The following is a 25,764-nucleotide window of genomic DNA, read 5'->3' on the forward strand; positions in this document are numbered from 1 at the left end:
CGCGCGACGGGGGAAGCGTCGACCGGCGTGCGGGGGGAAGTCGGTGGAGGGCTTGTGACCTGCTCTGTTACGGTTCGGTGGCCGGCCGCGGGACTCCGGCGCGACTTCCGGAACCTGCCTCTGAAGCAACGATTCGCAGCTCGTGCCCCCATTCCCCGGCCGGCATCCGCCAGGCCGGCACACGCGCCGTGCCGGCATCCATGCCGGACCGGCGTCCGTGCCACGGGAAGTGACGGGAATGGAATCGTACGGGGACCTCGTCGCGGCCGACGACGTGCTGCTGTTCGTCAACGCGGCGATCACCTCCACCGGTCAGCGGGAATTCCACGGCGACGTGGACGAGCAGCGGCTGTCGTTGGACTTCCTCCACGCGTACATGCTGGGGAACTACCGTGATCTGTACGCCGGGGTCCTCGCGCTCGACATCAACGACCACAACGCGGCCCTGATCATCCGGCGTCTGCTGGAGACCGCCAAGGAGGCCACCGCCGAGCAGCGCCGCAGCGAGGGCCGGCTGATCGCCTCCCGCCTGGCGACGCTGCCGCCGCAGCGGGTGTACGGACTGTTCGACGCGCTGCGCCGGGCCGGGGTGAACAACCGGCGCACCCGGGCGATCATGCGCGACTGGCTGTCCGCCCGACCGGACCCGGCCTTCGACGCCGTCAAGTACCGCGGCGGCCTCAAGAGGGCCCTTCGGCACGCCCATCTGGCCCCGGCCACCGAAGAGCTGGGGACGTTCGTGTTCGCGCCGCTGAGCCGGCCGCACTATGCGACGCCCCTTTTGGAGACATGGCGCCGCGCCCACTACGAGCAGGCCGCCCTGTACGAGCTGCCCTATACGGCTGCCGAGGGCTTCGCCGCCCGGCACGGCATCCCCCGGGAGGTCTTCCTCAAGCGCATCGCCCCACGGATGACCCGCCTGGAGACCCTGCGGCTGCAGGAGTCCGCGCGCCGGCGCGGGGCGGCGGGCGTGGAGACGGACCTGTCCACGATGCCGCTGACCAGGCTGGCGGCCTACGTACTCTCGCTCCCGGCCGAGGACTGCCTGCGCCGGCGCGCCGAGCTGACCCACGCCCTGGAATCGGCCGCCGGCCGGGTGGCGGGCACCCACCGGGGAAGCTGGGGCAAGGTCACCGCCGTCCTGGACGACAGCTTCTCCGCCTCCGGCTCGGGCCACAAGCGCCGCCGACCGCTGGCCGTGGCTCTGGCCTGCCACTACCTGCTCGCCGCCCTGGCCGGCGACTACACCGGACTGTGGACGTCCGGGCGCAGCGACGCGCTGCTGGCCTCTCCGTACGGGCCGACGCCGCTGGGCCGGCGCATCCTGGACGCGCTGGACACCGCCCCGTCCAGGCTGGTGATCGTCTCCGACGGGTGGGACAACGCGCCGCCCGGCCTGGCCGGGGAGGTGCTGCGGGTCTGGCGGACCCGCCTGGACCCCGGGCGCCGCACCAGCGTCGTCCATCTGAATCCGGTGTACGACGCGGCCGGCTTCGACGTGCGCCGGCTGTCCGCGACGGTGCCCACCGCGGGTATCCGCGATGCCGAGGACCTTCCCGCGCTGGTGGAGCTCGCCCAGTTCGCGGAGGGCCGGACCGGCCTGGCCGAACTGACCGCCTACATGGACAGCCGAGCGGCCCATATGACCAGCGGGCGCCACCGGGAGCGGACGCGATGGCCACACTGGACCTGACCGGCCTGGACACCCGCCCCTCCCAGGTCTGGGGTGGTGTCCGTCTGGTGCCACTGGTACGGGAGGAGCCCGTCGACGACCTCCGTCTGGGCTCGCTGAGCTACGGCGACGCGATGGGGGTGGTGCAAACCGGCCCGCGCCGTGCCTACTTCTCCTACATCCCGCACGGGTTCGTCGCCACGTGGTCCAAGGACGGCACGCCCGCAGCCGCCTACGGCACCCAGCTCCTCGCCGACGGCGACCCGGCTCCCGCCGACACGATGAGCCTGCGCTTCCACCGCGGGACGGCCCGCCGCGAGGCCAGGAACCGGCTGCGGTTCCTCCCCGTGCACCTGGCGCTGGAGGGCTATCTGACGCTGCACTTCGGCGGCCCCACGATCGCCTGGGAGGAGTGGTCGCAGCGGGCGGTACGCCAGGGGCTCGCACCCCGCGTCGAGGAGGCGTACGTGGGGGCGGAGGTGCGCGGACTCGCCGACGCGCTGCGCGTCTTCGAGATCCACCCCGGCCAGTGCGGCGTGCTGGTCCACCTCGCCGACGCCCTCGCGGCGGCGTTCGTGGTCCCGCACCCCGAGGACTACCGCGCGCTCCACCCGACCCTCGTCCAGGACCTGTACGGCGAACTGATCCACCACTACGCCACGCTGATGTCGCCGGTGCCGGACTTCAAGGCCCGCATCCCCGACGCCGGGATCAGCTCCCTGGCCGGCCTGCGCACGGCGGTCGCCGAGCAGGAGGACGCCTGGAAGCGCTTCCACGACACGACCATGGCGGGCGGTCTGCTGGAGCAGGCGTACACCTGGCGGACGGTTCACCGCATGGGGCGCTTCACGCTCTCCCGGTTCCTGCCGCCGTTCCGTCCCAAGCGGGAGAACCACATCGGTGAGGCCATCACCGACGACAGCGGCCGAATCGCCTACTTGAAGACATTCCGCCTCTCGGAGAGCCAGGTCCGCCGCGGTCATCTCCTGAGCCGGCTGGCCGACCACGACTGGCACCTGGGGGACACCGCGGCCGGCCTGGGCATCGACGAGGCTCAGCTCGGCCTGCGGCTGCGGTCCGCGGGCTTCGGCCACCTGCTCCGTCAGGACATCCTGGACGCGTACCGCAAGCAGGAACGGATCCGCCAGGGATGAGCAGGGGCGAGCGTTGAGCAAGGGTTGAGCGTTGAGCAAGGGTTGAGCGATGAGCAAGGGATGAGCGCGCCGCGCCCCGGCCTCACAGCGCCCGGTGGTAGGGCTGCGGCATGGCTGTCTCCACGCCCAGCTCCCGGGCGGCGCGACGGGCGAAGTACGGGTCGCGCAGCAGCTCCCGGCCGATGAGCACCACGTCCGCCCGCCCGTCGGCGATGATCTTCTCCGCCTGCCGGGGCTCGGTGATCAGCCCCACGGTGCCGACCGCCAGCCCGGCCTCCTTCTTCACCCGCTCGGCGAACGGCACCTGGTAGTCGGGCCCCGCCGGGATCCGGGCGTTCGGCGCGATGCCGCCGGTGGAGGTGTCCAGCAGGTCCACGCCGTGGTCGAGCAGGTCCGCGGCGAAGCGCACGGTGTCCTCGGCGGTCCAGCCCTCGCGCTCGTCCTGCGTGTTCTCCGAGAGCCAGTCGGTGGCGGAGATGCGGAAGAGGACCGGCAGTTCCTCGGGCCACACCGCCCGTACGGCGTCCACGACCTCCAGCGCGAAGCGCGTCCGGTTCTCGTACGAGCCGCCGTACTCATCGGTGCGCCGGTTGGTGTGCGGGGAGAGGAACTGGTTGATCAGATAGCCGTGGGCGCCGTGGATCTCGACCACCTCGTAGCCGGCGTCCAGGGCCCTGCGGGCGGCGGCGGCGAACTTCCCGACGATCTCCGCGATCTCCTCGGTGGTCAGCTCCCGGGGCGTGGTGTGCCGCTCGTCGAAGGGCAGCGGGCTCGGGCCCACCGGCAGCCACCCGTGACCCACGCCGGGGGCGAGCGGGCTGCCGCGGTCCACCCAGGTCCGCTCGGTCGACGCCTTGCGGCCGGCGTGTGCGATCTGGATGCCCGGGACGGTGCCCTGGGACTTCAGGAAGCGGGTGATGCGCCGGAACGCCTCCGTCTGGGTGTCGTTCCACAGTCCGAGGTCGTACGGGCTGACGCGGCCCTCGGGGCTGACGGCGGTCACCTCCGTGATGATCAGGCCGGTGCCGCCGACGGCCCGGGCGGCCAGGTGCTGGAAGTGCCAGTCGGTGGGGACGCCCTGCTCGGGTCCCTCGGGTGCCGCCGAGTACTGGCACATGGGGGCCATCCACAGGCGGTTCGGGACGGTCAGCGACCGGAGGGTGATCGGGTCGAACAGTGCGCTCACGGCGGGCTCCCACGTCAGGGGTTCGGTGTGCTGGACGCCTCGTACGATAACTCTCGTAGTACGGCACCTGTCAAACTACGGTGATCCTCGAACAAGAAGCCCGCCGAAGTATCATGGACACGCTTACGGCCGTACGGCGGCTTGTCCCCGGCAGCCCGTAACCCCCTTGCCGTGCCGGCCTCTTCCCCGTGCCGCGCCGTCCGGAGCCGACCTCTCAGGAGCCAGCAGTGCCGATCCCCCCGACGCCGCCGCCCGCCGGGAGCGCCTCCCGCGTCCTGGACCACCCGGAGCCCGCCGACATCTGCCTGGAGGGCGTCCTGCACGCCCTCGCCGACCCGGTGCGGCTGCGGATCGTCCGCCGGCTCGCCGCCGACGGGGAACTCTCGTGCGCGGCCATCGACCTGCCCGTCAGCAAGTCGACGACCACCCACCACTTCCGGGTGCTGCGCGAGCACGGCGTGGTGAGCCAGATCTACCAGGGCACGGCGAAGATGAACGTGCTGCGCCGCACCGACCTCGACGCGCTCTTCCCCGGTCTGATCGACAGCGTGCTGCGCGCCGCGGAGCTCCAGGAGCGGCGGGGGAGCGGGGCCGCCGGACGCGGACCGCAAGGGGAGTGAGGCAGGGGCGGATCAGGGCGGATCAGGCGCAACCGGCTGTCGGCCACTTGACCGCCGGTCAGCCGCCGGACATCCGGTCGCTGCTCAGCCGGTCGCTGCTCAGCCGGTCGTCCGCGCCGCGGCCAGCAGCCCGTCCCAGTCCGGGATCTTGACGACCGTACGGCCCAGCTCCCGGCCCAGCGCCGCCTCCGCCGCCTCGATGCCCAGCCACCCCCGCCACGGCACCGGCCGCTGTCCGGCCTGCCGCAGCACGGTCACCGGGTCCTGCGCCGGCGGCTCTTCGTCCAGGGCACCGGCACCGGCGTCGGCCAGCAGTGAGGCCGCGGTCTGCTTCGCGCACGGACGGTTCGTGCCGATCACCCCGGTCGGGCCCCGTTTGATCCAGCCCGCCACGTACTCCCCGGGGGACGGTACGCCGTCCCGCAGCACCCGGCCTTCCAGATGGGGCACCGTCCCGCCCTCCTGGTCGAACGGCAGTCCTTCCTGGGGCGTGCCCCGGTAACCGACCGAGCGCAGCACCAGTTCGCCCGCGATGTCCTCGTACCGCCCGGTGCCCCGTACCCCGCCCCAGCCGTCGGGCGCGGTCCGTTCGAAGCGCACCCCGCGCACGCCCGATTCCGCGTCGCCCAGGATCTCGGCCGGCCGCAGGAAGAACCGCAGATGGATCCGGCGTACGAGGTCCGTCCCCGGCCGGCCTGTCCCCGGCCGGTCCGTCCCCGGCCGGTCCGGCTCCTGGGGCGCGGGGCGCTCCGCCCACCCGCGCAGTACCTCCACATTGCGCCGGTTCACGGCCGGCAGACCGCCCGGATCGCCGTACGCCGGGTCCAGGGCCAGCTCCTCGGGCCGTACGCACACCTCGGCGTGCGGCAGCGAACCGAGCTCGCGCAGTTCCTTCGTCGTGAACTTCGCCTGTGAGGGCCCGCGCCGCCCGACCATCCATATGTCCCGCACACGGCTGTCCGCGAAGGTTCCCAGCGCCGTCTGCGGCACGTCGGTGCCGGCCAGTTCGGCGGCTTCGCGGGCCAGTACCCGGGCCACGTCCACGGCCACGTTGCCCACCCCGATCACGACCGCCGAGCGGGCCGTGAGCGCGAAGCGGCCGGCCGGGGCGTCCGGATGCGCGCTGTACCAGGAGACGAAGTCGGTCGCCGAACAACTGCCGGGCAGGTCCTCGCCCGGGATGCCCAGACGCCGGTCGGTGGCGGCCCCCACACAGTAGACGACCGCGTGGAAGGCGCGCCGCAGCTCGCGCGGCCCCAGGCCGGGCGCGCCCACGTCCACGTTGCCCAAGAAGTGCACCCGGGGGTGCTCCAGCACCGTACGGAGGTTGTTCTGCAGCGACTTGATCTTCTCGTGGTCGGGCGCGACACCGTACCGGACCAGTCCGTAGGGACACGGGAGCCGGTCGAGCACGTACACCTCGATGCCCGGTACGGCCCGCTGTTCGACGAGCGCCTGCGCGGTGTAGACCCCGCTGGGTCCCGAACCGATGACTGCGACGCGAAGCACGTTGGGCCCCTTCTGTCGGAGTGCCCCCAGGATCCCACCGCGGCGGGGCGGGCGGGAACCGACGCGCCACCGCCGGCACGGGGCACGGCGAGGGGCGTCGGCCGCGCCTCACGGCGACGGCTTCGGTGCTGCCGGCCCTGCCGGCCGCAGGGACCGCATCCGGCCGATCTCCGCGGTCTGCTGGGCGATGACATCGTTCGCCATCTCCTCCACGAGGGTGTTGTTCCCGTCGGACAGCACATCGGTGGCCATCGTCACCGCACCGGTGTGGTGGGTGGTCATGAGCGTCAGGAACAGCTCGTCGAAGCGCTGTCCGCGGGCCTCGCGCAGCGCGGCCAACTGCGCGGCGGTGGCCATCCCCGGCATCGACGCGTGCTCGTGGTGGCCGGAGGTCTTCCGCGGGCCGCCGTGGAGCTTCAACCAGCCCCGCATGGCGCCGATCTCCGGGCGCTGTGCCGCGGCGATACGTTCCGCCAGCCGCTTGACGCGCGGCGAGCCGGCGTACCGGGCCGCCAGTCCCGTCATCGTCAGCGCCTGCTCATGATGCTTGATCATCATCTGTACGTAGCCGAAGTCCGCGGAGTTGGGGGAGTCGTCCCCGACCGCCTCGCCGGCCTCCTCGGCGGAGAGCGTACGGGCGGGTCCGCCCGGTTTCCCCGGCGCGATCACCTTCGGCGCCCGCCCGCCGTCCGCCCGCCCGTCACCCTCCGCGGAACAGGCGGAGACGGCAAGAGCGGCAAGGGTCATGACGAGACAGAGCGCGACGGCGCGGCAGGGCGCGGGGGCACCACTCGGCCTGGTGGGCGTGCGGACCTTTCCGGTACGTGTCAATGCGCGCTCCTCGGTCGTCGCGGCGGCCCCCTTGATATGTACATGAGCGTCGCGATACTACCGGGGGCCAGGATCCTTTCAACTCCCATGGAGACAAGGGAGGGCACCGTGAAACCGCTGTCCAGACCCCGGGCGCCACACAGGCCCCGGACATCACAAAGATCCCGGACATCACCAAGATCCCAAGCGCCATACAGACCACGTGTGTTACGCAGATCGCCGGCACGGCACAGGTTCGGCGGACTCACCGCGGCGGTCGCGGCCTTCGGCCTCGCCGCCTCGCTCCTGGTCGCCGGTCCGGCCGCCGCGATCCCCGGCCCGGGAGACACCCCGGTCCCCGACCGGCCGGTGAGCCGCTCACAGGAGGCCGGCACCCGGGCCGCGATCCGCGACGGCCGGATACCCGGCGTGGACGAGGCCGTGCACAGCGACAACGTCCGCCACCTCGCCAACATCCCCAAGCAGGCCCTGAAGGGCACCAACTCCGACCTGGCGTTCCAGGGGAAGTACGCCTTCGCGGGCAACTACGACGGCTTCGCGGTCTTCGACATCTCCCGCCCCGCGAAGCCCCGGCTGGTGAGCCAGGTCCTGTGCCCCGGGTCCCAGAACGACGTGTCCGTCTCGGGCAACCTGCTGTTCCTGTCCACCGACTCCTCGCGCAGTGACGATTCCTGCGCCAGCACCACCCAGCCCGCGACCGAGAAGTCGTCGTGGGAGGGCATGAAGATCTTCGACATCAGCGACAAGGAGAACCCGCGGTACCTCGCCGCCGTCGAGACCGCGTGCGGCTCGCACACCCACACCCTGGTCCCCGACCGGCGCGACGTCTACATCTACGTCTCGTCCTACTCGCCCAGCGAGGCGTTCCCGGACTGCCGGCCGCCGCACGACGGCATCTCCGTCATCAAGGTGCCCCGCTCCGCGCCCCAGAAGGCCGCGGTCATCGACTTCCCCGTCCTGTTCCCCGACGGCGGCAACCCCGGCGACCCGGTCAACCCCGGTGTCTCGGAGACCACCGGCTGCCACGACATCACCGCCTTCCCCAAGCTGCGGCTGGCCGCCGGTGCCTGTATGGGGGACGGCATCCTGATGGACATCTCCGACCCGGCCGCGCCCCGGGTCATCGACCGGGTCCAGGACAACGTCAACTTCGCCTTCTGGCACTCCGCGACCTTCAGTGAACGCGGGAACAAGGTGGTCTTCACCGATGAACTCGGCGGGGGCGGAGCCGCCACCTGCAACGAGAAGACCGGACCGAACCGTGGCGCCGACGGGATCTACGACATCACCGGCAAGGGGGACCGCCGCAAGCTGGTCTTCCGGAGCTACTACAAGATCCCCCGTCACCAGGCCGACACCGAGAACTGCGTTGCCCACAACGGCTCGCTGATTCCCGCCAGGGGCCGCGACATCATGGTCCAGGCGTGGTACCAAGGCGGAGTCTCCATCTGGGACTTCACCGATTCCGGCCACCCCAAGGAGATCGGGTACTTCGAGCGGGGGCCGCTCTCGGCGGACACGCTCGTGTCGGGCGGCTCCTGGTCGGCGTACTACTACAACGGCCACATCTACTCCAACGACATGGCCAAGGGCTTCGACGTCCTGAAGATCGAGGACCGCCGTACGGACAGCGCCGGGCCGGTACGGCTGCGTGAACTCAACGTCCAGACGCAGCCCGACTACCGGTGACCCACCGCCCGCCGGTGCGACGCGCGTCCGCCGGCCGTGAACCTTCCCGTTCCCGGCACCTTCCGCGACCGCGTCCCTAACCCTGGTCCCGGCCCCGGCTGTCCGGGCCGGGAACCTGGTCCCGGCCCTCCTGGCCCTTCCGGCCCTCCTGGCCCCGGTCCTGGTCGGGCTGCCGTCGCACCAGCCCGCCGGGCGGCTTCTCGCCCGGCGGGTCCCCCATCTCCCAGTCCAGCTCATACCGCTGGAACAGCTCGGCCCGCAGCCGGGCCACCGGCATCGGGGCTCCCGGCAGCAGCACCGCCACCACCGCCCCATGAGCAGCGCACGCAGCAGCCGGTAGTCGGTGTCCGGGTCCGGGGACCCGTACCGCTGGACCGTCTCCCGCAGCAGGGAGGCCAGTTGCTGCTGTTCCGGGCACTGGATGAAGCCCTCGGCCGTCAGGATGCCCGCCATGTGCGTACGCATCAGCATCGGCCGGTCCCGCGCCAGGCCCAGGATCACATCGATGGCGCGCGCCAGCAGCTCCCGCCCCGCGTCGGCCCCGGCCGGCTGTGGCTCCCGCTCCAGCCTCGCCTGGAGCGACAGATGCATCAGCCGGTGCACCGCGGACTGGAGGAGCTGCCGCTTGCCCGGGAAGTAGTACGACACCAGCCCGCGCGCCGACCCCGCCCGGCAGGCGATGTCCCCGAGCGTGGTCGCCTCGTACCCGCGCTCGTCCACCAGTTCGACGGTCGCCTGAAGCAATCGCTCACGTGAACGCCGCCGCAATTCTTCATTGACCGAGGCGCTTCGGGGGGACATGCTATAACTCTCCTGCGTTGACTGGCTCGGAGCCAATATACTCAGTGAGTCTCCGGGTGTCCGGCCTGCCACGGGTCGGTATCCGGCCAAACTGCCTAATTCGGGCGACGCGGGGGATCGCCCGAATTAGGTGGTGTTGCTCTCGGCCGACCCCTCCCACCTGCGCATGTCAGGGGGGGAGGGGTCGGCCGAAGCGGTATACGGAACCGGTGGGGTTCTCCGTGGGGACGGGCCGTCAGATCGGCGGGTCGGCCCCGGCGTCAGCCGGAGTGGGGCTGCCGGGCGGCGGAGGAGAGATGGCCGGCCGCGAGCTGCCACTCACGGTGCAGGGTGCCCAGGGGGATGCGCTTCTGGAAGACCGGGGTGCCGAAGATCGTCAACTGGGTCTGGAGCGCACCGGACAGGTCCAGTCCTCCGAAGACCTTCCAGTCGGCCGTGGCGGAGCCCTTCCCGTCGGAGGAGCCGGTGGCCGTGGCGGTGGCCTCGCCGCGCAGATACGGAGCGATGTCGGCGCTCACCCCGGCCACGCCGTACAGGCCCACGCTCGCCTCGGCGCCCAGGGTCGCCTTCGCCCGGCCCGCCGCCGTCACGGTGGCCCGGACCGGCGTGGAGGTCAGGCCGGACTCGCTGACGGACTTCCAGCCCTTGGACCAGTTGTAGCTGCCGCCGACCCGGAAGTCGCCCTTGATGTCCTGCTTGACGTCGACGCTCACCCGGCCGTCGGCCTCCACCGTGAGATAGCAGGTGAGGTCCAGGTTGACGACCACCGGCACCGGGCCGACCTGGATGACCGGATCGGCGTGCAGTTTGGCGAACGGCATCCGCAGCGGCTTGCCGGCCCCGGTCGAGGCGGCGGCCCGGCCCTTGAACTCCCACTGGGAGGACCAGTCGCCGGACAGCCCGATGAACGCGCCGCCGGGAGCCGTACCGCGGGGGCCGGATCCGGCGGCGGACGAGGCGTGCGCCCGGCTCCCGTCGTAGGCGAACTCCACCTTGGGGGAGAGCTGGAGGAAGCCGGAGACCGAGGCCGCTGCGCTCGCCGGGGCGCCCTCGGCGGTGGCGACCGACGCGCCGACGTCCACCCGCAGGCTGCCCAGGGGCAGCGTGGCGCCGTGCGGGCCGAAACGGCGTTGACCGTTCTTCGCCCAGGAGACCTGTACGCCCTTGACCAGCGGCCGGACGGTGACGTCCGCCGGGTCGACGGGGACCTTGCCGTTGGCCTTGCCCTTGCCCAGCAGCGCGTCGAGGGTGGCCGGGGCGGTGTTGACCTCGGTGCCCGCCCGCGTCGTGCCCAGCACCTTGGTGACCTTGGCCAGTACGCCGCTGGGCGCGCCGGGGGCGGGCGCGGCGGCGATGACGTCACCGACGGCCACGGCCGCGTTCTTCCCGGCACCGGCGGACTCCGAAGCGCCGGGGCTGCCGGTGTTCCCGGTGTTCCCGGGGCTCCCGGAAGGCTGCGGCGACCGGGTGGGCCGGGAGTCCTTGTGGCCGGGGTCGGACGGCGTGGGAGCGGTCCCGGGCTTCTTGGGGGAGCCGGCCGGACCGGCGATGACCGCGCGTCCGCTGCGGCGGTCGTACGAGGCGATCCGCAGCGCGGACTTGTGAGCCCCACGCCCGCCGGCGGACGGGCGGGCGACAGCGGTGGAGCCGGTGGAACCGGAGGAGGCGGGAGCCGCGGCGACCGGCAGCCGCTGTCCGTCGGCGGCGGTGTTGCCGACGGCGCTCCCGGCGGCGTCCGCCTCGGCGGCCGGGGCGGCGGCAGCCGCTTGGCCACCGGCCCCGGCGGACCTCGCGGGGTGGCCGGCGCCGGCCGACGAACAGCCCACGGCCAGCAGGGAGATGGTGGTCAGGGCAGGTATGAATGCCTGCTTGGTGCTTCTGCGCAAAGTGGACCCTTGAAAACGTGGGGTGGGGTGCGCCGCGGCGGAGTCGATGCCGATTCCGTGGACGACGCCTCACGACAACGGGACAACGAAATAACGGAAGAACGGGAAGAACAGGACAGCGGACCGTCCGCGAGCGGTGGCTCGCGGAAGGATCTGCGTGATCATGCCATGATCGCCGCGCTCGGGCGAACCGGGCCGCGTTGGTCCGGTCCAGCCCAACGGACGGCAGCCGCAGGTTGGTTGAGGCGTCAACGGCAGGAGCGTCTCCGCGACACGCCCCGGTGGTCCGGGCGCGGAACAAAGAGCGGGACGAGGAAGCGGGAAGAGGAAGTGGAACGAAGAAAGGGCCGGGCACGAGGAAGGGGCCGGGCACGAGGAAAGTCCTCGCGCCCGGCCCCTTCACGGCCTGACGGCAACCGTCCGGCCGCCCGTCGTCCAGTCGGCCGCCGGTCCTCCGGCAGCCCGCTCAGGCGTTCTTGGCCGCCTCGAACATCAGGTCCGCCACCCGGCGGGACGCCTGCCCGTCGTCCAGGTCGCAGAAGTTGTGGTGGAACCGGTCGTACTGCTCCTGGTACCGCGCCGAGACCGCGTCGATGTCGGCGATCGCGTCGATCAGCTCCTCCGAGGTGTGGATCAGCGGCCCCGGCGCGTCCTGCTCGAAGTCGAAGTAGAAGCCGCGCAGGGTGTCGCGGTAGTGCTCCAGGTCGTACGTGAAGAAGAGCATCGGCCGGCGCAGGTGGGCGTAGTCGAACATGACCGACGAGTAGTCGGTGATCATGATGTCGGCAGCCAGGTACAGGTCGGCGATGTCCGGGTACTCCGAGACGTCGAAGACGAAGCCGCCGCCCGCGCCGGGGATGCTGTCCACGATGTTGGAGTGGCGGCGCACCAGCAGGACGTGGTCGGCGCCCAGCCGACGCTCCGCGTCCTGGAGGTCCAGCCGCAGGTCGAAGCGGAACTGGCCGACGCGGTGCGAGATGTCGTCCCGCCAGGTCGGTGCGTACAGCACGACCTTCTTGCCCTCGGGCAGGCCCAGCTTCGCGCGGATCTCCCGGGCCCGGGCGTCCCGGTCCGGCGCGTAGAGGTAGTCGTTGCGGGGGTAGCCGGTCTCCACGACCGGGCCGTCGAAGGCCATGGCCCGCTTGAGGATCGGGGTGCTGAAGCGGTTGGAGGAGACCAGCATGGACCAGCTCCTGGCCTCCTCGCGCAGCCGCTCGTGGTACTTCGGGTCGAACTTCGGCGCGTCGATGTCCAGACCGATGCGCTTGAGCATCGTGCCGTGCCAGGTCTGCACGATGACCTGGCCCTCGCGGCGCTCCACCCAGTGCGGCAGGTGCGCGTTGGTGACGATGTACCGGCAGCGGGCCAGCGCCTCGTACCACTCGGTGGACTGGAAACGGACCTTCCCCACCGTGTCCGGCAGTTCGACCTGACCGTCGCGCACCACCCACAGGTGCTCGACGTCCGCGCCGCGCCGCAGCAGTTCCTCGTGGATGGCCTTGGGGCTGTCGGAGTACTGCTTGCCGTTGTAGCTGATGTAGAGGACCGCGTCCCGCAGCGGCTGCTGACGGCCCTTCTCGTAGACCTCGGTACGCAGGTGGTACTGACGGTACTTGCCGCGCTCCAGGACCGACAGGTCGCTGACGCAGTTGAGCTGCGGGAAGTCGAACCAGCGCGCCTCGACGGCGTACTCACGGCCCAGGTCGGTGCCCTGCACGGGGAACTTGGGGTTGGCCAGCCGGTCCAGGATGAAGGGCACCTCGCTCTCGCCGTCGGCCGAGCGCAGGAAGAAGTTCCAGCGGCCGGTCTTCAGCGGCAGCGTGCCCTGCGGGCCGCCCATCCGGGCCGGGGTGAACTCCGCCTCGAAGGTGCCGTCATCGAACATCCGGACCGGCACGGTCTTCTCGTCGAAGCGGTCCCGTGCCTTGATCACCAGCACCGGGTCGACGAGGTCGGCCGGGGTGCTGCCGATCAGGGTGAACCGGCCGTCCCGCCAGTACACATCGGTCAGCTTGGCCTGCAGGACGCGGCCGGAGAACTTCAGATAACCGGTCTGCCCGGCGAACACGCCGACCTCGTTGCGGTCCGCGCCCTCGCCGAGCGAGGCGGGCAGCCGCACCTGCGCGTCGGCCAGCCCCGGCCGTACGACCGTGGAGAAGCGCCGCTCCTTGCCGGAGGGCGAGGTGGCCACCAGTACGGTGCTCCAGTTCCGCCGGGCGGCCAGGGAACGGGAGCGCCGTACGCTTTCGAGCGGGCTGTCGGACAGGGCGTCCTGGTGCTCGGGCAGCAGCGCGATGTCCTCCAGCGGCACCGGCACACGGAAGCCCGTGACGCCGTTCGCGGCGGGGAACAGATCGGCCCGGTAGCTGAGCACGTCACCGGTGCCGCGGTTCTTCACCCCCAGCTCCACCACCTCACCGGGCGCCAGGGACTCACGGATCTCGCCGGTGACCTCGATGGTCCCGCCCGCCGCGCGGTAGCCGGTGACCAGCGCCCGGACCTTCTCGATCCGCAGCTTGAGCAGGTCCTTGTCGGGCAGCGGCAGCAGCCGGTGGTTCTCGTCCAGCCAGTGGTACGGGGGGTTGCCCGCGCTGGTGGCGCCGGCCGCGCGCACCGCCCGCTTGCGCACCAGCCCGCCCGCGACCATCCCGATGCCGACGTGCCAGGTGCCCTCCTCCCACTGCTTGCCGCGGCGCAGCTTCCTGGGGTCCAGCAGCAGTTCCCAGCCGGACCAGTCGTAGTTGTGCTGGGTCTGGCCGGACTCGGTGGTGGCCTGGGGGCGGTAGACGTTGCGGACCGGCAGGACCGTACGGCGGCGCGAGCCCTCCTTGCGCAACTGGACGACCTTGACCGCGCTGTGCTTGGCGGGCTGGTCCATCCGCTCGATCCAGGCGTGGCCCAGCAGGCGCAGCTTGCCCTGTTCCCAGGAGATCTCCTGGATCGGGGCCTTCATCTTCAGGTCCTGGTCGATCCGGCGGATCTGCTTGGGCAGCCGGGCCGCGGCCCGGCCCGTACCGGCGAAGCCCGCGTACTTGCGCAGCAGGCCCTGGATCTCGATCGGTTCGCCCTGCCGCTCGGCGTTGAGCATGCCGATCAGCTCGTCCATGGCGTGCTTGCGCACCAGCAGCCACTTCAGCCGTGCGCGGGCGGGCAGCGCCAGCGCCACCTGCGGGTCGACCTGGTCCAGGTAGCGGTTGACGGACTTCAAGAACTCCGCGCGGTACTCGTCGTCGCCGTCCGGCAGGACGTTGAGGAAGATCCGGATGTCACCGGTCAGGGCGGTGCGGTCGTACTCACGCTTGAGGTCGGCGCAGTCCGGTCGGGCGGCCAGGAAGCGGCTGACGGATTCCACGGCCGCGGTGCGGTCGCGCACGGCCTTGGGCTCGGTACGGCGCTGGGTGATCGAGGCGGGGCCGGAGCCGTCGCGCAGCCGCCAGTAGTACGTCGGCTCGCTGACCACGTCCACCGCGTCGGCGAGCACCTGCGCCGGCACGATGACCGGGGTGTCCTCGTACAGGACGCCCTCGGGGAAGCGCAGGCCGTGCTTCTCCCAGAAGGTGCGGCGGAAGACCTTGTTGCAGGCGATCCGGTCGGTCAGCAGCCGCTTGTCCTCGGTGACATGCGTACGCCGCCGGGCGCCGCCCGCCAGGATGCGGTGCATCGGGGACTGCCAGACCCGGGTGGAGTTGATGTGGTGGACGTTGCCGGTCACGAAGTCCGAACCGGACTCGTCCAGGCTGGCCAGCATCATCCGGTAGGCGTCCGGCGGGATCACGTCGTCGCTGTCGACGAACGCGATGAACTCGCTGTGCGGGTGGATGCGCTCCAGGCCGGTGTTCCGTGCCGCGCCCAGACCCGCGTTCTCCTTGCGGATCAGGATGAAACGCGGGTCGCGGGCCGCGTACTCCGCCGCTATCGCCGCGCAGTCGTCGGGGGAGCCGTCGTCGACCACGATGATCTCGATCTCGCGGAGCGTCTGCTCCTGGAGCGAGTCCAGGCAGGCCGGGAGGTACTCCTCGACGTTGTAGACGGGGACGATGACGCTGAGCCGTGGTGGCATGGGGAGGGAGTTGCCTTCCTGAAGGAGTGGTGCGAGGCGCCGGGCGCGGCGGCCGGTCGGGCCGCCGCGGCGCGGGCGCCGGACGTAACGGTCGGTCAGAGCGCCGGACGCAGCGGCTCCGTGGTGCCCGTCGTCGTCCGGGGCGCGGTCGCCGGGTTCAAAGGCTCGGTGGTGGCCGCCGCCGTGGTCGTGGCTGCCGTGGTGGTGGCCGGCGTGGTCGTGGCCGGCGTGGTCGTCACCGCCGTGGTCGTCGCCAGGGGAGGACCAGGCGCATCTGCTCGGGGGCGCTGCTCGGCGTACGGTCCGTCCGTGCCGTGTCCTGCCGCGGTGCGGCGCTCTGCGGCGGTACGGCCTTCTGCGGCGGTACGGCGCCGAGCAGCAGGGCCGGGGCCGGCGCGGGGACGCGCTGTTCGAGGGGGACGATCGCCGGCAGGTCCGTCTGGCCCAGGAAGACCCGGCGTACGACCCGTTCGGCGGCCCGGCCGTCGTCGAACTCGCAGAACCGCTCCCGGAAGGCCGCCCGGCGGCGGGCGGCCCGGGCGTCCTGCCAGGCCCCGGAGCGGAAGACCTCCACCAGCTCGTCGGGGGTGGTGGCGACCGCGCCGGGCCCCTCCTGGAGCAGGTCGAAGTAGACACCGCGGACCGCGGCGTAGACGTCCCAGTCGTCGGCGAAGGTGACGATGGGGCGGTCCAGGTTGGCGAAGTCGAACATCACCGAGGAGTAGTCGGTGATCAGGGCGTCCGAGGCCAGGCACAGCTCCTCGACCGAGGGGTGCCCGGAGACGTCCAGGACCCGGCCGTCGGCCCGGAGCTTGGCCAGGTCCGGGGAGTCCTTGTAGAAGTAGTGGGCGCGCACCATCAGGGTGTAGCGCGGGCCCAGCCGCTCGGCGAGGGCGGCCAGGTCCAGCCGGGGGGTGAAGCCCGGCTCGTGGTCGCGGTGGGTGGGGGCGTACAGCAGGGCGACGGTGCCCTCGGCCAGACCCAGGGAGCGGCGAGCCCGCGCGACCTCGGCGGCACCGGCGTTCAGCAGGATGTCGTTGCGCGGGTAGCCGTATTCCAGGGAGGTGTACGAGCAGGGGTAGACCCGCTCCCAGATCTCCGTGGAGAAACGATTCGCCGAGAGGCTGAAGTCCCAGCGGTCGCACCGCCTCATCAGATCCTCGAAGTCCACGCCCTTGGCCGAGGCGGGGAACCTCTGCTGGTCCAGGCCCATCGACTTCAGCGGGGTGCCGTGGTGGGTCTGGAGGTGGACCGAGCCCTCCCGCTTGACCACCTTGTCGGCGAAGTTGGCGTTGTTGACCAGGAACTTCGCCCGCGCGACGGCCGTCCAGAACTCCCGCGAGCCGACCCGTACGAACTCGGTGCCCGCCGGCACCTTGTCCTCCTCGCCGGCCTTGATCGCCCACACCCGGCGGATGTGCGGGGCCAGCCGGGCCAGCTCCCGGTCGATGGCGGCCGGGTTGCAGGCCACCGAGCGGCCCCAGTAGGAGGAGAACACCGCCAGGTTCTCCTCCAGGGGACGCCGCAACTGGGAGCGGTAGTGCAGGTCCATGCCCGTGCGCTTGGCCTGGCGCAGTTGCTTGCCCGCCTGCCGGCGCAGTCCCCGGTGGATCCGCCCGGCCGACTTCACCCCGGCCAGGGCCGGGTAGAGGTCGCGGGCGAGCACGGCGTACTTGCCGCCGGCCACGCCCCCGGGCCGTACGAAGCCCTCCGGCTCCAGACGGCGGTAGTCGGACGCGGCCCGGTGGAAGAACTCCGCCCGCGCCTCCTGGGGCAGCCGGCCCGGCTTGTCCAGGACCGTCAGGTAGTGGTCGATCATCTTGCGGAACAGATGGGGGTGCCAGGTACGCAGCTCGGGGTGCGCGTCCAGGTAGGCGAAGACCCGCGCGTACTGGTCGAAGACGTCGAAGTGCTTGCGGCTGGTGGTGCCCAGGATGTTGCCGCCCTGCCGGCGCTGGCGGTAGTGCAGGCAGACGCGGTCCAGTACGGCGATCCGCTGCGCGGTGATCATCGTGCAGAACGTCCAGGGGGCGTCCTCGTAGTACCCGGGCGGGAAGCGGAAGCCGTGCTCCTCCACGAAGGAGCGGCGGTAGGCCTTGTTGCAGGCGATCTGGAGCAGGTCCAGGAGCTCGGGTCGCTCGGCCAGGGAGAACACCGGCGCACCGGACTCGGCGAGCAGCGCCGCGAGCTGGTTGCGCAGCACCTTGCCGTCCCAGTAGGTGCGCGCGTAGTCGAAGACCAGGATGTCGGGGTCCTCGGTGCCGGACAGCCGCGCGGCGAGCGCGCCCAGCGCGCCGGGTGTGAGGGTGTCGTCGCTGTCCAGGAAGAGGAGGTAGTCACCGCGGGCCCGCTCCAGGCCGGCGTTACGGGCCCGGCCCAGTCCGCCGTTCTCCGGCAGGTGCAGCACCTTCACCCGCCGGTCGCGCGCCGCGTACTCGTCCAGGATCTCGCCGCTGTGGTCGGGGGAGCGGTCATCGACCGCGATGACCTCGAAGTCCGTGAAGTCCTGCCCGAGCACCGAGTCCATGCACTCGCGAAGGAGCTCGTGCACCTTGAACACGGGAACGATGACGCTGAAGCGCGGGCTGCTGCCCAGGCCGGTGTCGGACATGGTCGGTGTTACTCCTCGTAACGGGCATATACGCAATTTCGGAAAAGACCCGCCGAGGCCCTTTCGGTCAACTAGTTGACATTAGTCGACGCCGAAAGGTTGTTTATTGTTGGCCTGCTGTTTCTGTGGTATGCGTCACGTCCGCTTGTGGCGGACGAGTCTGCCGAGCCGCGTCAATCGGTCGATCCATGGGCATCATACGGGGTTGGCCACCGGACCCTCCGGCATGGGAACGCCGCCCCGGCAGCGGCGGTGGGCTCCACCGCCGGAGCGGGGCCGGCGGGCCGCGCCGAGGGGCGCGGCAGGCCCGATACGATCGGCGTACGTGGTCGTCGCCGGGAGGGCGGGAGGAAGAGATGGGCCTGTTCCGTCGCGGACCGAAGCGGGACCCGCGCGAAGCCCCGCGCGATGGCGAGTTCGCCTTCTTCTCCGACCGGGAGGGCGGCTTCTTCAGGTCGCAGGTCCGCCAGGCGTTCGCCGAACAGGGGCTGGAGGTCACCGTCTACGCGGGCGTGGTCGCCGACTCCTCCGGGCGCCAGTTCGGACTGGGCAACCTCGCCGCCGTCTGCCACCGCGACCGGCGCGGCGAACGCTCCTGGCCCGCGATGATCCGGGACCACGTCGGCAAGGTGCTGCGGACGATGGACGGCCCGCAGCCCCTGGAGACCCTCTCCGAGGACGAGATCCGGGCCCGCCTGTACCCCCGGGTCGTCGCCGAGGACACCCTGCCGCCGTCCGACTCCTTCCGGTACGGACGCAGCCCGGCCCCGGGGCTGCGCGAGGTCCTGGCCCTGGACCTCCCCGAGGCCGTACAGATGCTCAGCGAGGACTCGCTGCTGGACCTGGGCGAGGTGCCCGAGCTGCGCATCCGGGCGATGAACAACCTGCGCGCCCTGCCGGTCGAGGGACACGAGACGGTGCGGCGCGGTGACGGCTCGGCCTTCGAAGTCGTCCTCGGCGACTCCTTCTTCACCGCCAGCCGGGTACTGGTGCTGGACGAACTGGTCCAGCGGGTCGTGGGCACACCGCTGACCGCGGACGGGGCCCTGGTGGCCCTGCCCTTCCGCCACCAGCTCGCCTTCCACCCCATCCGCGACGCACAGGTCATCCCCGCGCTCCAGTCCATGGCGCAGTTCGCGGCGTCGGGCCACGAGGACGCGGCGGGGGCGATCAGCCCCAACGTCTTCTGGTGGCGGCGCGGAACGATGACCCGGCTGAGCGAGCCGGACGGCGACGGGCTGCGGGTGGTCGTCGACGTGGACTTCCAGGACATGCTGGAGCGCCTGGTACAGGACGAGGCGTAACGTCACCGAAGCGGCAACGAGAACATCGATGGCGTTGACGGCCCCGGGTGGCGAGCCGTCGTCTGCCCGTACCGCCGTCTCAGCCGTCCAGCAGTTCCCGCTCCTCCTGACTGAGCAGCCGGGAGCGGATCAGGAAGCGGACCCCCTCGGGCGCTTCGAGCGAGAAGCCGCCGCCGCGCCCGGGAACGACGTCCACCGTCAGATGCGTGTGCCGCCAGCGCGCGAACTGGTCCGCCGACATGTAGAAGCCGACCGGTTTCCCGACACCGCGCACGGCCAGCCGCCCCAGCAGCACGTCCGAGGCACCCGTACGGAACTCACCGGCCGGATAGCACATCGGTGAACTCCCGTCACAGCAGCCGCCCGACTGGTGGAACATCACCGGCCCGTGGGAGGCGTACAGCTCGCGGATCAGCTCCTCGGCGGCGGGGGTCAGCGCGATCCGCGCCACCTCCCGCGCGGACCGGCCGCCCTCCTCCCGGCCCCGGGACACGGGCTCCACGGCTTCGTCACCCGGCATGCCTGGCTCCTTCCTCGCCTGCCTCGCGCCGAACGCGGCCGTCACCGGCCGCCGCTGATGTGAGACTCGGCCACCTCCCGGCACGCCGCAAGGGGGGCGGCTGAGCACAGAGCCGCCGGTTATCGCTCCTCAGTTCCACGAGGGCGTCACGCATCCGCTCCGCCTGCTGACGACCGGCGGCCCCGGTGAGGGGCGACGCCGAGGTAAGCCCAAAAGCCGCCAGTACTTGATCTTGATTGCCTGCCCGGCCCCAGCCGTCACCCATTCGGCCGAAGGTCGTTGGTGCTGATACCGACTGATCTCTGGGCCTGGGGCGGGACTTGTGACCTCGATCGGGCGGACCGCGTACCCGCGGTTCAAGCGGCTGATCACCGCGCATGAGCTGCATCTCCTCTTCGCGCCGACGAGGGAAGAGGCTGCGTGGGCTGCTGAGCGGATGGACTCCGACGGGCATCAGCTCGCCCTGTTGTTGGCGCTGAAGTCGTATCAGCGGATGGGCCGGTTCCCGAAGCCGGACGAGTATTCGGAGATGGTGGTCGACTTCGTCCGCCGTACGGTCGAGCTGCCGGAGGGCACGCTCCCGTCGTACGAGACGGGCCGGACCGCTGAGCGGCAGCGTGCCGAGGTGCGCCAGTGGGTGGGGACGAAGTACCAGCAGTCCCGGGCACGGCAGATCGCTGAGGGACAGTGACGGCACCACGCAGTTCAACCGGCTGAAGCAGACCGCCCAGGGCCCGAGCTGGTCGTACTTCAAGCGCCTGTTCACGCACCTGGAGTGGCTGGACGAGCTCGGCGACACCGCGGTGTGGGTGGACGGCGTCGCCGCGCCGAAGGTCACCGACTTCGCCGGGGAAGCGGATGCGGCGGACGCCTCCGAACTGCGGGACTACGTGGTCGTCAAGCGGATCGCGCTGCTGGCCTGCCTTGCGCACAAGGCACGGATGCGGGTCCGGGACGATCTGGCGACGATGTTCTGCAAGCGGGTCGCCATGAAGATCAAGAAGGCCAAGGAGGAGCTGGAGAAGATCCGGCTCGCCGAGCGGGAGATCGCCGATGCTCTGATCGGGAACTACCGCACCGTGCTCAAAAGCCTCGACGACGGCGGGCCCGCGCAGGAGGCGCTGGCGAAGGCTGAGGCGATGACCGCCGAGGCGGTGAAGGCCCTGGACGGGATGGACGAGGCGGCGCCGGTGGAAGAGGTCGCCCGGCGCCTGGGCGGGGAGGCTTCCCCGGCCGTGCTCGCCCTGGCTAAGGCCCAGTTGGTGCAGGCCGGCGGCGTGGGCGCGGTCACCAGGGCGGTGGAAAGCTTCGGTGGATTCGCGGGGCAGTACGAGCAGATCGAGAAGGTCTCCGCGCATCACGGCAACTTCTGGGAGGTGCTGCTGTACGGGCAGCTCGGCCGGGACCGGTCGGGGACATCCAGGAGAAGCTGGCCGACTACCTGGTGGAGGTCGGTTTGTGCGAGGAGGGCGGTGGCGGATGCCGGGTACCCGGACAACGAGGGCCTGGTCATCGACCCGCAGACCGGCATCCCGTCACTGAAGCCGCACCGCTCCGAGGGACAGCGGCCTTCGGCGAAGCGCCTGGAGCAGGAGGTCAAGGCCCGGATGCCGGAGCGCACACTGATGGGGATCGTGGCCCGCACCGCCTACTGGGTGGAGTGGTGGCGCCGCTTCGGTCCGCCCTCGGGCCACGACCCGAAGCTGAAGGACCCGTTTGGCCGGTACGTGCTGACCACGTTCGTCAAGGGCACCAACATGAACATGGGCCCGTACGAGGCGGCGAAGCACATCCCGGGGGTGTCCGGGCATGATCGACTCCCTGTTCGGGGAGGCGGGCAAGAACGTCATCGACTGGGATCTGATCGAGTCCCAGTTCCGGCACCTGATGAAGGTGGCCGTGTCCGTGCGGGAGGGCGCCATCTCCTCCGCGACGCTGCTGAAGCGGCTGCAGTCGGGCTCGCACAAGAACTCCACTTACACCGCGTTCCGCGAGGTCGGCCGCGTGATCCGCACGGTGCAGATGCTGCGCTACCTCTCGGACGCGCCGCTGCGCCGGCGGGTGACCGCGGCGACGAACAAGGTCGAGTCGTTCAACCGGTTCTCCCAGTGGGTCGGCTTCGGCAACCAGGGCGTCATCGCCGACAACGACCCCATCGAGCAGAAGAAGGCGATGAAGTTCAACGCCCTGCTCACCAACGCCATCATCTTCCATAACGCCCTGGACATCGCCGAGATCGTCCGCCAGCTCCTGGAGGAGGGATGGAAGATCGACCCGGAGGACCTGGCCCAGGTCTCCCCGTACCTGACCGAACACATCAAACGGTCCGGCGAGTACAGCACCCACGAACTCGGCATCCGGCCCGAGGCATACGACCCCAAGCTCGACGTTGACTTCACCCAGCTCCGCGAACAGGAACCGGCAGCCTCCGGCTTCGGCACGGTCGCCTGAGCACCGAAAGGGGCTCCGATCAGGAAAAGGACCAGGAAACCGGTGTTGAGCAGCTCAGGAACCGGCCAGGACGCTGATGATCTTCCCCGGAGGCATACGATGAACTGACCTGGATCGGGCCCGTGCTCGCTCAATCGACCCGTCGTCCGACGCGCCGCGCGAGAGCCGGATCGTCCCGTCATCCCGTGACTCGAAAGCGATGTCCAGCACGGCCCCCGGCCCCACGCGTCGAAGCCGTCAGCAGGTGCTCCTGAGCGAAGACAGCCTCGCCTCTCAGCGTCAAGAACCTGTACCTACAGAGCGTCACAGATCACCGATTGTGACATGGCTTCTCACCAGCATCGAGGAATTGCAGATCGGGCTGTGGACCGGGCTGGAAAGCCTTCAGCCGCGGGAGCGCAGTATGCGGCGCATCCGGTCGGCCTGGTCCAGGAGGTTCGTTCGGACGACCGGGACAACCTGTGCCGCGAGGTCTTGTGCTCGTTCCACGAAGGTCAGGTCGATACCGAACACCGGGAAGAGGCTCTTGGTGTAAGTCCGTGCCGGCATGGTTCCGCTGTGGTGGATAGTTTGCACGAGATCGAGGTAGGCCTCCGTGTGGGGCCTGAGCAAGTCGTCCTGACCGGCGCTCCAGAACAGCGTCGCAACTGACTGGATTGAAGCGAGGGGCACCGCGCAGTCTGTCACCAGCGCCTGCCACACCGCTTTCTTCTCTGCCGCGTCCAGGGTCGCCGCGCGGACCTGGAGCCTGCTGATCCATGCGTCGGGATCCGGGTCGCGGTCGAGCAGCGCCTGTGCCTCGACTGCGGTCGGGCTTCCGAGCTGAGCCTTGCGAACCAGTGCTCGCCACTGGAGATCGATGTCCTCTCCGGCCTTGGCCTGGAGCCAGGCAACTTCCTCCGGTTCGGTCGCGGTGCGAGCGAAGCCGCGCAACGCCGCTTTGCGGTAGGCGCCGACGCCGGAGAGGCTGCGGCACGCCGCGGCTACTGCTCGCAGCAGCTCGTCCCGCTCCGACTGTGGGCTCCACAGATCTGCGGCCTCGACAGCCAGGTTGAGATACGGCTCGATCACCGACGCGGACGTCTCGACAGCGAGCACTCCGGTCAGGCACTGCACGGCTTCGGCGGCTGTCGCTTCGCCGTTGATCAGCATGTCCCAGGCCGTGGCGACGGCGACACCTCGCGCGGTCGCGGTGGGCAGGCGGGCGGCATTGCGGAAGAACGCGTCTCTGGTTGTGGCGTCAGGTCTCGTCGAGGTGAAGGTCAGGTCTTCATCGTTGACCAGATAAAGATCGGCTCCGGCAGGCAGGTCGAGCCGGGTTCGTTCGCCCGCTACCTCGACTTTGACGAGTGCCATGCGCTCAAGATGATCCCCGGAGCCCTCGTAGGCGCCGACGGCAAGCACATGCGGGCGTGGACGGCCACCCGGTCCTTGAGCGACGAGGGTGAACCCGTCTGTGTCGTGGTCGAGAGTGAGCCGGTCGGTGCCCGCTGTTTCCAGCCATGCCGTGCGCCATTGGTCCAGGTCACGTCCGCTGGCGCCGGCGACGGCGTCGATCAGGTCCTGCAGCGTGGTGCTGCCCCAGGCATGCGTGGCCAAGTAGTTGGTGAGACCGGCAGAGAAGTTCGCTTCGCCGACGTACGTCATCAGCTGGTGCAGTACGGATGCGCCCTTGGGGTAGGTGATGGCGTCGAATGTCGCTTCGGCCTCGGAGACGTCGCGGACCTGCTGGCGGATCGGATGCGACATGGGTCCCTGATCCATGAAATACGCTTTGAGTTTCTCGCCGACCAGGTGTGCCGTCCAGGCATCGGTGTACGACGTCACGCTCACGGCGGCCCAATTGCTGGCGAACTCCGCGAATGCCTCGTTCAGCCACAGGTCGTCCCACCAGCGCATGGTGACGATGTTGCCGAACCACATGTGCGCGAGTTCGTGCAGCAGGTACCGCGAGAAGATGTCCCACTCCGCTCTGGTCGGCGTGGTCCTGCGCAGGAACCAGTCCATCCAGGTGACGCAGCCGAAGTTCTCCATCGCGCCGGGGTACTCGGGCGTGAAGACCTGGTCGTACTTGTGCTGCGGAAACGGCATGCCGAACTTGCCGGCGAAGAACTCGAGCCCCTGGGTGGTCAGGGTGAACAGTTCGTCGGCGTCCCGGTCCAGGATGGAAGCCAGCGACTGCCGGCAGAAGAGCCCGAGATCATGACCAGCCCCGCGACGACGCAATTCGTAGTACGGGCCCGCATTGATCACGGTGTTGTACGCCGCGAGCGGCGGCGTGGGCGGGAAGGTCCAGCGTCGCACGGAGCCGAGGTCTTCGATCTGCGGGTCACCGCTGTTGCTCAGCACCCGCCAGCCGGCGGGAGCGGTCACGGTGAACGCCCACGGCGCCTTGAGGTCCGGCTGATCGAAGCAGGCCGACACATGGTGGGCGTAGTCGGGAGCGAAGTCGGTGAAGAAGTACCTCTCGCCGTCGGCGGGATCGACCGCCTTGTGCACGCCCCAGCCATCGGCCGAGCACTCCGTCACCGAGACCACCGTGAGGACGTTGTGCTCGGCAAGATCGGTCAGCGCGATCCGGCCCTCGACAGCCGACCGCAGCACGACCCCGTTGAGTGTGGCGCTCTCCACCGCCGCCGGACAATCGACAAAGGTCTCGGCCCCGGGCTGGTGAGACGTAAAGGTGATCGTCGATTCGCACCGGACCCGCGAGCCGGTCAGCAGATCCGAAAGGTCGACGGCAACGTCATACCGCTCGACCGTCAGCAGGCTTGCGCGCCCCTCGGCCTCAGTTTGGGTCAGACTCCTGCCGCTCACTGATTTCCCTCTCCGAGATTCGTGCATTCGCTGCGAACCACCCGCTCAGCAGCAACCAGCCCACGTGAATCGGGGTGTGTGTCCATCGCGTCGCCTATCGGCTGATCGGCGGCTTCCTCCTAGACCTTGGAGGGCAGAGCACCCGGAAACGGCATATGATCACCCCCTGCCGCATTGAGTAGTCCCTGCTCGGGTGCCGTAAACGAAGGGCGAACCAACCGACATGTAGCTGAGCGTGGCATTCAGGTCGGCGGCTCGGCAGTGTGATACCGGTCAGGCGACATCGTCGGCGACAGGCCCGACGAGTCTTCCGCTAACTTCCGGACAGGTCGCGCATCTGCTCCGCGTCAGCAAGCTGAGTCAAGCGCCGACGCCTCGCCTGCCTGTCGTCAAACGATCGAATGACGACAGGCGCGAAGGACGTCCAATGAGCCCGGACTCTCCGGGGCCTGATGACGGCTCAGGTCCAATGGGATCCGATGCCGGTTGACGACAGGATTAGATGACATCTGGCGTCCGGTGCAGGGCAGAAGCGAGGGACAGCGTGGCCAATCCCGTCTACAAGCGGGTGTCGACCGACCAGCAGTCGACCGACCGCCAGAACCTCGTCCTGGACGAGGCCGGGATCGAGGACCCGGTCGTCTTCGAAGAGG

Annotated in this window: 16 protein-coding genes and 1 pseudogene; 7 read left to right on the forward strand and 10 right to left on the reverse strand. The window is 70.3% G+C overall.

What is annotated here, in order from left to right; translation table 11 throughout:
• Positions 1-238 precede the first annotated feature (238 nt).
• Both KGS77_RS32550 and KGS77_RS32555 read left to right on the forward strand, forming a co-directional pair.
• Positions 239-1,693, forward strand: coding sequence for a hypothetical protein (locus tag KGS77_RS32550; RefSeq protein WP_242586872.1), 1,455 nt, complete (start codon positions 239-241; stop codon positions 1,691-1,693).
• Positions 1,675-2,826: a hypothetical protein gene (locus KGS77_RS32555; protein WP_242586874.1), complete on the forward strand. Its 1,152-nt coding sequence runs from the start codon at positions 1,675-1,677 to the stop codon at positions 2,824-2,826. The genes KGS77_RS32550 and KGS77_RS32555 overlap by 19 nt, the downstream gene beginning before the upstream one ends.
• Before the next feature lie 82 nt (positions 2,827-2,908).
• On the opposite strand, the gene KGS77_RS32560 is transcribed toward KGS77_RS32555, so the two are convergent.
• Positions 2,909-4,012: an NADH:flavin oxidoreductase/NADH oxidase gene (locus KGS77_RS32560; protein WP_242586875.1), complete on the reverse strand. Its 1,104-nt coding sequence runs from the start codon at positions 4,010-4,012 to the stop codon at positions 2,909-2,911.
• Positions 4,013-4,239: 227 nt separating this feature from the next.
• On the opposite strand from KGS77_RS32560, the gene KGS77_RS32565 reads away from it, so the two are divergent.
• The gene (locus tag KGS77_RS32565) at positions 4,240-4,632 is read left to right on the forward strand and encodes a helix-turn-helix domain-containing protein (RefSeq protein WP_242586877.1); all 393 of its coding nucleotides are present in this window, start codon (positions 4,240-4,242) and stop codon (positions 4,630-4,632) included.
• Positions 4,633-4,731: 99 nt separating this feature from the next.
• Here KGS77_RS32565 and KGS77_RS32570 read toward each other — a convergent pair whose 3' ends face one another.
• Positions 4,732-6,141 (reverse strand): FAD-dependent oxidoreductase, encoded by a 1,410-nt coding sequence (locus tag KGS77_RS32570; RefSeq protein ID WP_242586879.1) that lies wholly within the window; start codon positions 6,139-6,141, stop codon positions 4,732-4,734.
• A 108-nt stretch (positions 6,142-6,249) separates the two neighbouring features.
• Positions 6,250-6,888: a DUF305 domain-containing protein gene (locus tag KGS77_RS32575; RefSeq protein WP_242587822.1), complete on the reverse strand. Its 639-nt coding sequence runs from the start codon at positions 6,886-6,888 to the stop codon at positions 6,250-6,252.
• A gap of 288 nt (positions 6,889-7,176) precedes the next feature.
• On the opposite strand from KGS77_RS32575, the gene KGS77_RS32580 reads away from it, so the two are divergent.
• Positions 7,177-8,661, forward strand: a complete 1,485-nt coding sequence (locus KGS77_RS32580; RefSeq protein ID WP_242586881.1) for a hypothetical protein — start codon at positions 7,177-7,179, stop codon at positions 8,659-8,661.
• 76 nt (positions 8,662-8,737) lie between these two features.
• Here the strand turns inward: KGS77_RS32580 and KGS77_RS32585 are convergent.
• The 5 genes and pseudogenes from KGS77_RS32585 to KGS77_RS32605 form a co-directional block, all read right to left on the reverse strand.
• Positions 8,738-9,462 (reverse strand): annotated as a pseudogene (locus KGS77_RS32585) (helix-turn-helix domain-containing protein).
• Between the two features lie 260 nt (positions 9,463-9,722).
• On the reverse strand, positions 9,723-11,348 hold the full coding sequence (locus KGS77_RS32590; protein WP_242586883.1) for a hypothetical protein: 1,626 nt from the start codon (positions 11,346-11,348) through the stop codon (positions 9,723-9,725).
• Between the two features lie 466 nt (positions 11,349-11,814).
• Positions 11,815-15,408, reverse strand: a complete 3,594-nt coding sequence (locus tag KGS77_RS32595) for a bifunctional glycosyltransferase family 2 protein/CDP-glycerol:glycerophosphate glycerophosphotransferase (protein WP_242586885.1) — start codon at positions 15,406-15,408, stop codon at positions 11,815-11,817.
• 95 nt (positions 15,409-15,503) lie between these two features.
• The gene (locus tag KGS77_RS32600) at positions 15,504-15,647 is read right to left on the reverse strand and encodes a hypothetical protein (RefSeq protein WP_242586887.1); all 144 of its coding nucleotides are present in this window, start codon (positions 15,645-15,647) and stop codon (positions 15,504-15,506) included.
• Positions 15,644-18,019 carry a bifunctional glycosyltransferase family 2 protein/CDP-glycerol:glycerophosphate glycerophosphotransferase gene (locus KGS77_RS32605; protein ID WP_242586890.1) on the reverse strand — a complete coding sequence of 792 codons (2,376 nt, stop codon included), beginning with the start codon at positions 18,017-18,019 and terminating at the stop codon, positions 15,644-15,646. The genes KGS77_RS32600 and KGS77_RS32605 overlap by 4 nt, the downstream gene beginning before the upstream one ends.
• Before the next feature lie 356 nt (positions 18,020-18,375).
• Between KGS77_RS32605 and KGS77_RS32610 the strand changes: the two genes are divergently transcribed.
• Entirely contained in the window at positions 18,376-19,323 is a 948-nt protein-coding gene (locus KGS77_RS32610; protein WP_242586892.1) for a DUF1444 domain-containing protein, read from the forward strand.
• Positions 19,324-19,402: 79 nt separating this feature from the next.
• Here the strand turns inward: KGS77_RS32610 and KGS77_RS32615 are convergent, their stop codons facing one another.
• Entirely contained in the window at positions 19,403-19,843 is a 441-nt protein-coding gene (locus KGS77_RS32615) for a DUF779 domain-containing protein (RefSeq protein WP_242586894.1), read from the reverse strand.
• Positions 19,844-20,165: 322 nt separating this feature from the next.
• Between KGS77_RS32615 and KGS77_RS32620 the strand changes: the two genes are divergently transcribed.
• Both KGS77_RS32620 and KGS77_RS32625 read left to right on the forward strand, forming a co-directional pair.
• Positions 20,166-20,534, forward strand: a complete 369-nt coding sequence (locus tag KGS77_RS32620) for a DUF4158 domain-containing protein (RefSeq protein ID WP_242586896.1) — start codon at positions 20,166-20,168, stop codon at positions 20,532-20,534.
• A gap of 1,118 nt (positions 20,535-21,652) precedes the next feature.
• Positions 21,653-22,294: a transposase gene (locus KGS77_RS32625; RefSeq protein WP_242586897.1), complete on the forward strand. Its 642-nt coding sequence runs from the start codon at positions 21,653-21,655 to the stop codon at positions 22,292-22,294.
• 384 nt (positions 22,295-22,678) lie between these two features.
• Here the strand turns inward: KGS77_RS32625 and pepN are convergent, their stop codons facing one another.
• On the reverse strand, positions 22,679-25,111 hold the full coding sequence (gene pepN, locus KGS77_RS32630) for an aminopeptidase N (RefSeq protein ID WP_242586899.1): 2,433 nt from the start codon (positions 25,109-25,111) through the stop codon (positions 22,679-22,681).
• Positions 25,112-25,764 lie beyond the last annotated feature (653 nt).

This window comes from Streptomyces sp. MST-110588 (genome assembly GCF_022695595.1).
Taxonomy (GTDB): Bacteria; Actinomycetota; Actinomycetes; order Streptomycetales; family Streptomycetaceae; genus Streptomyces.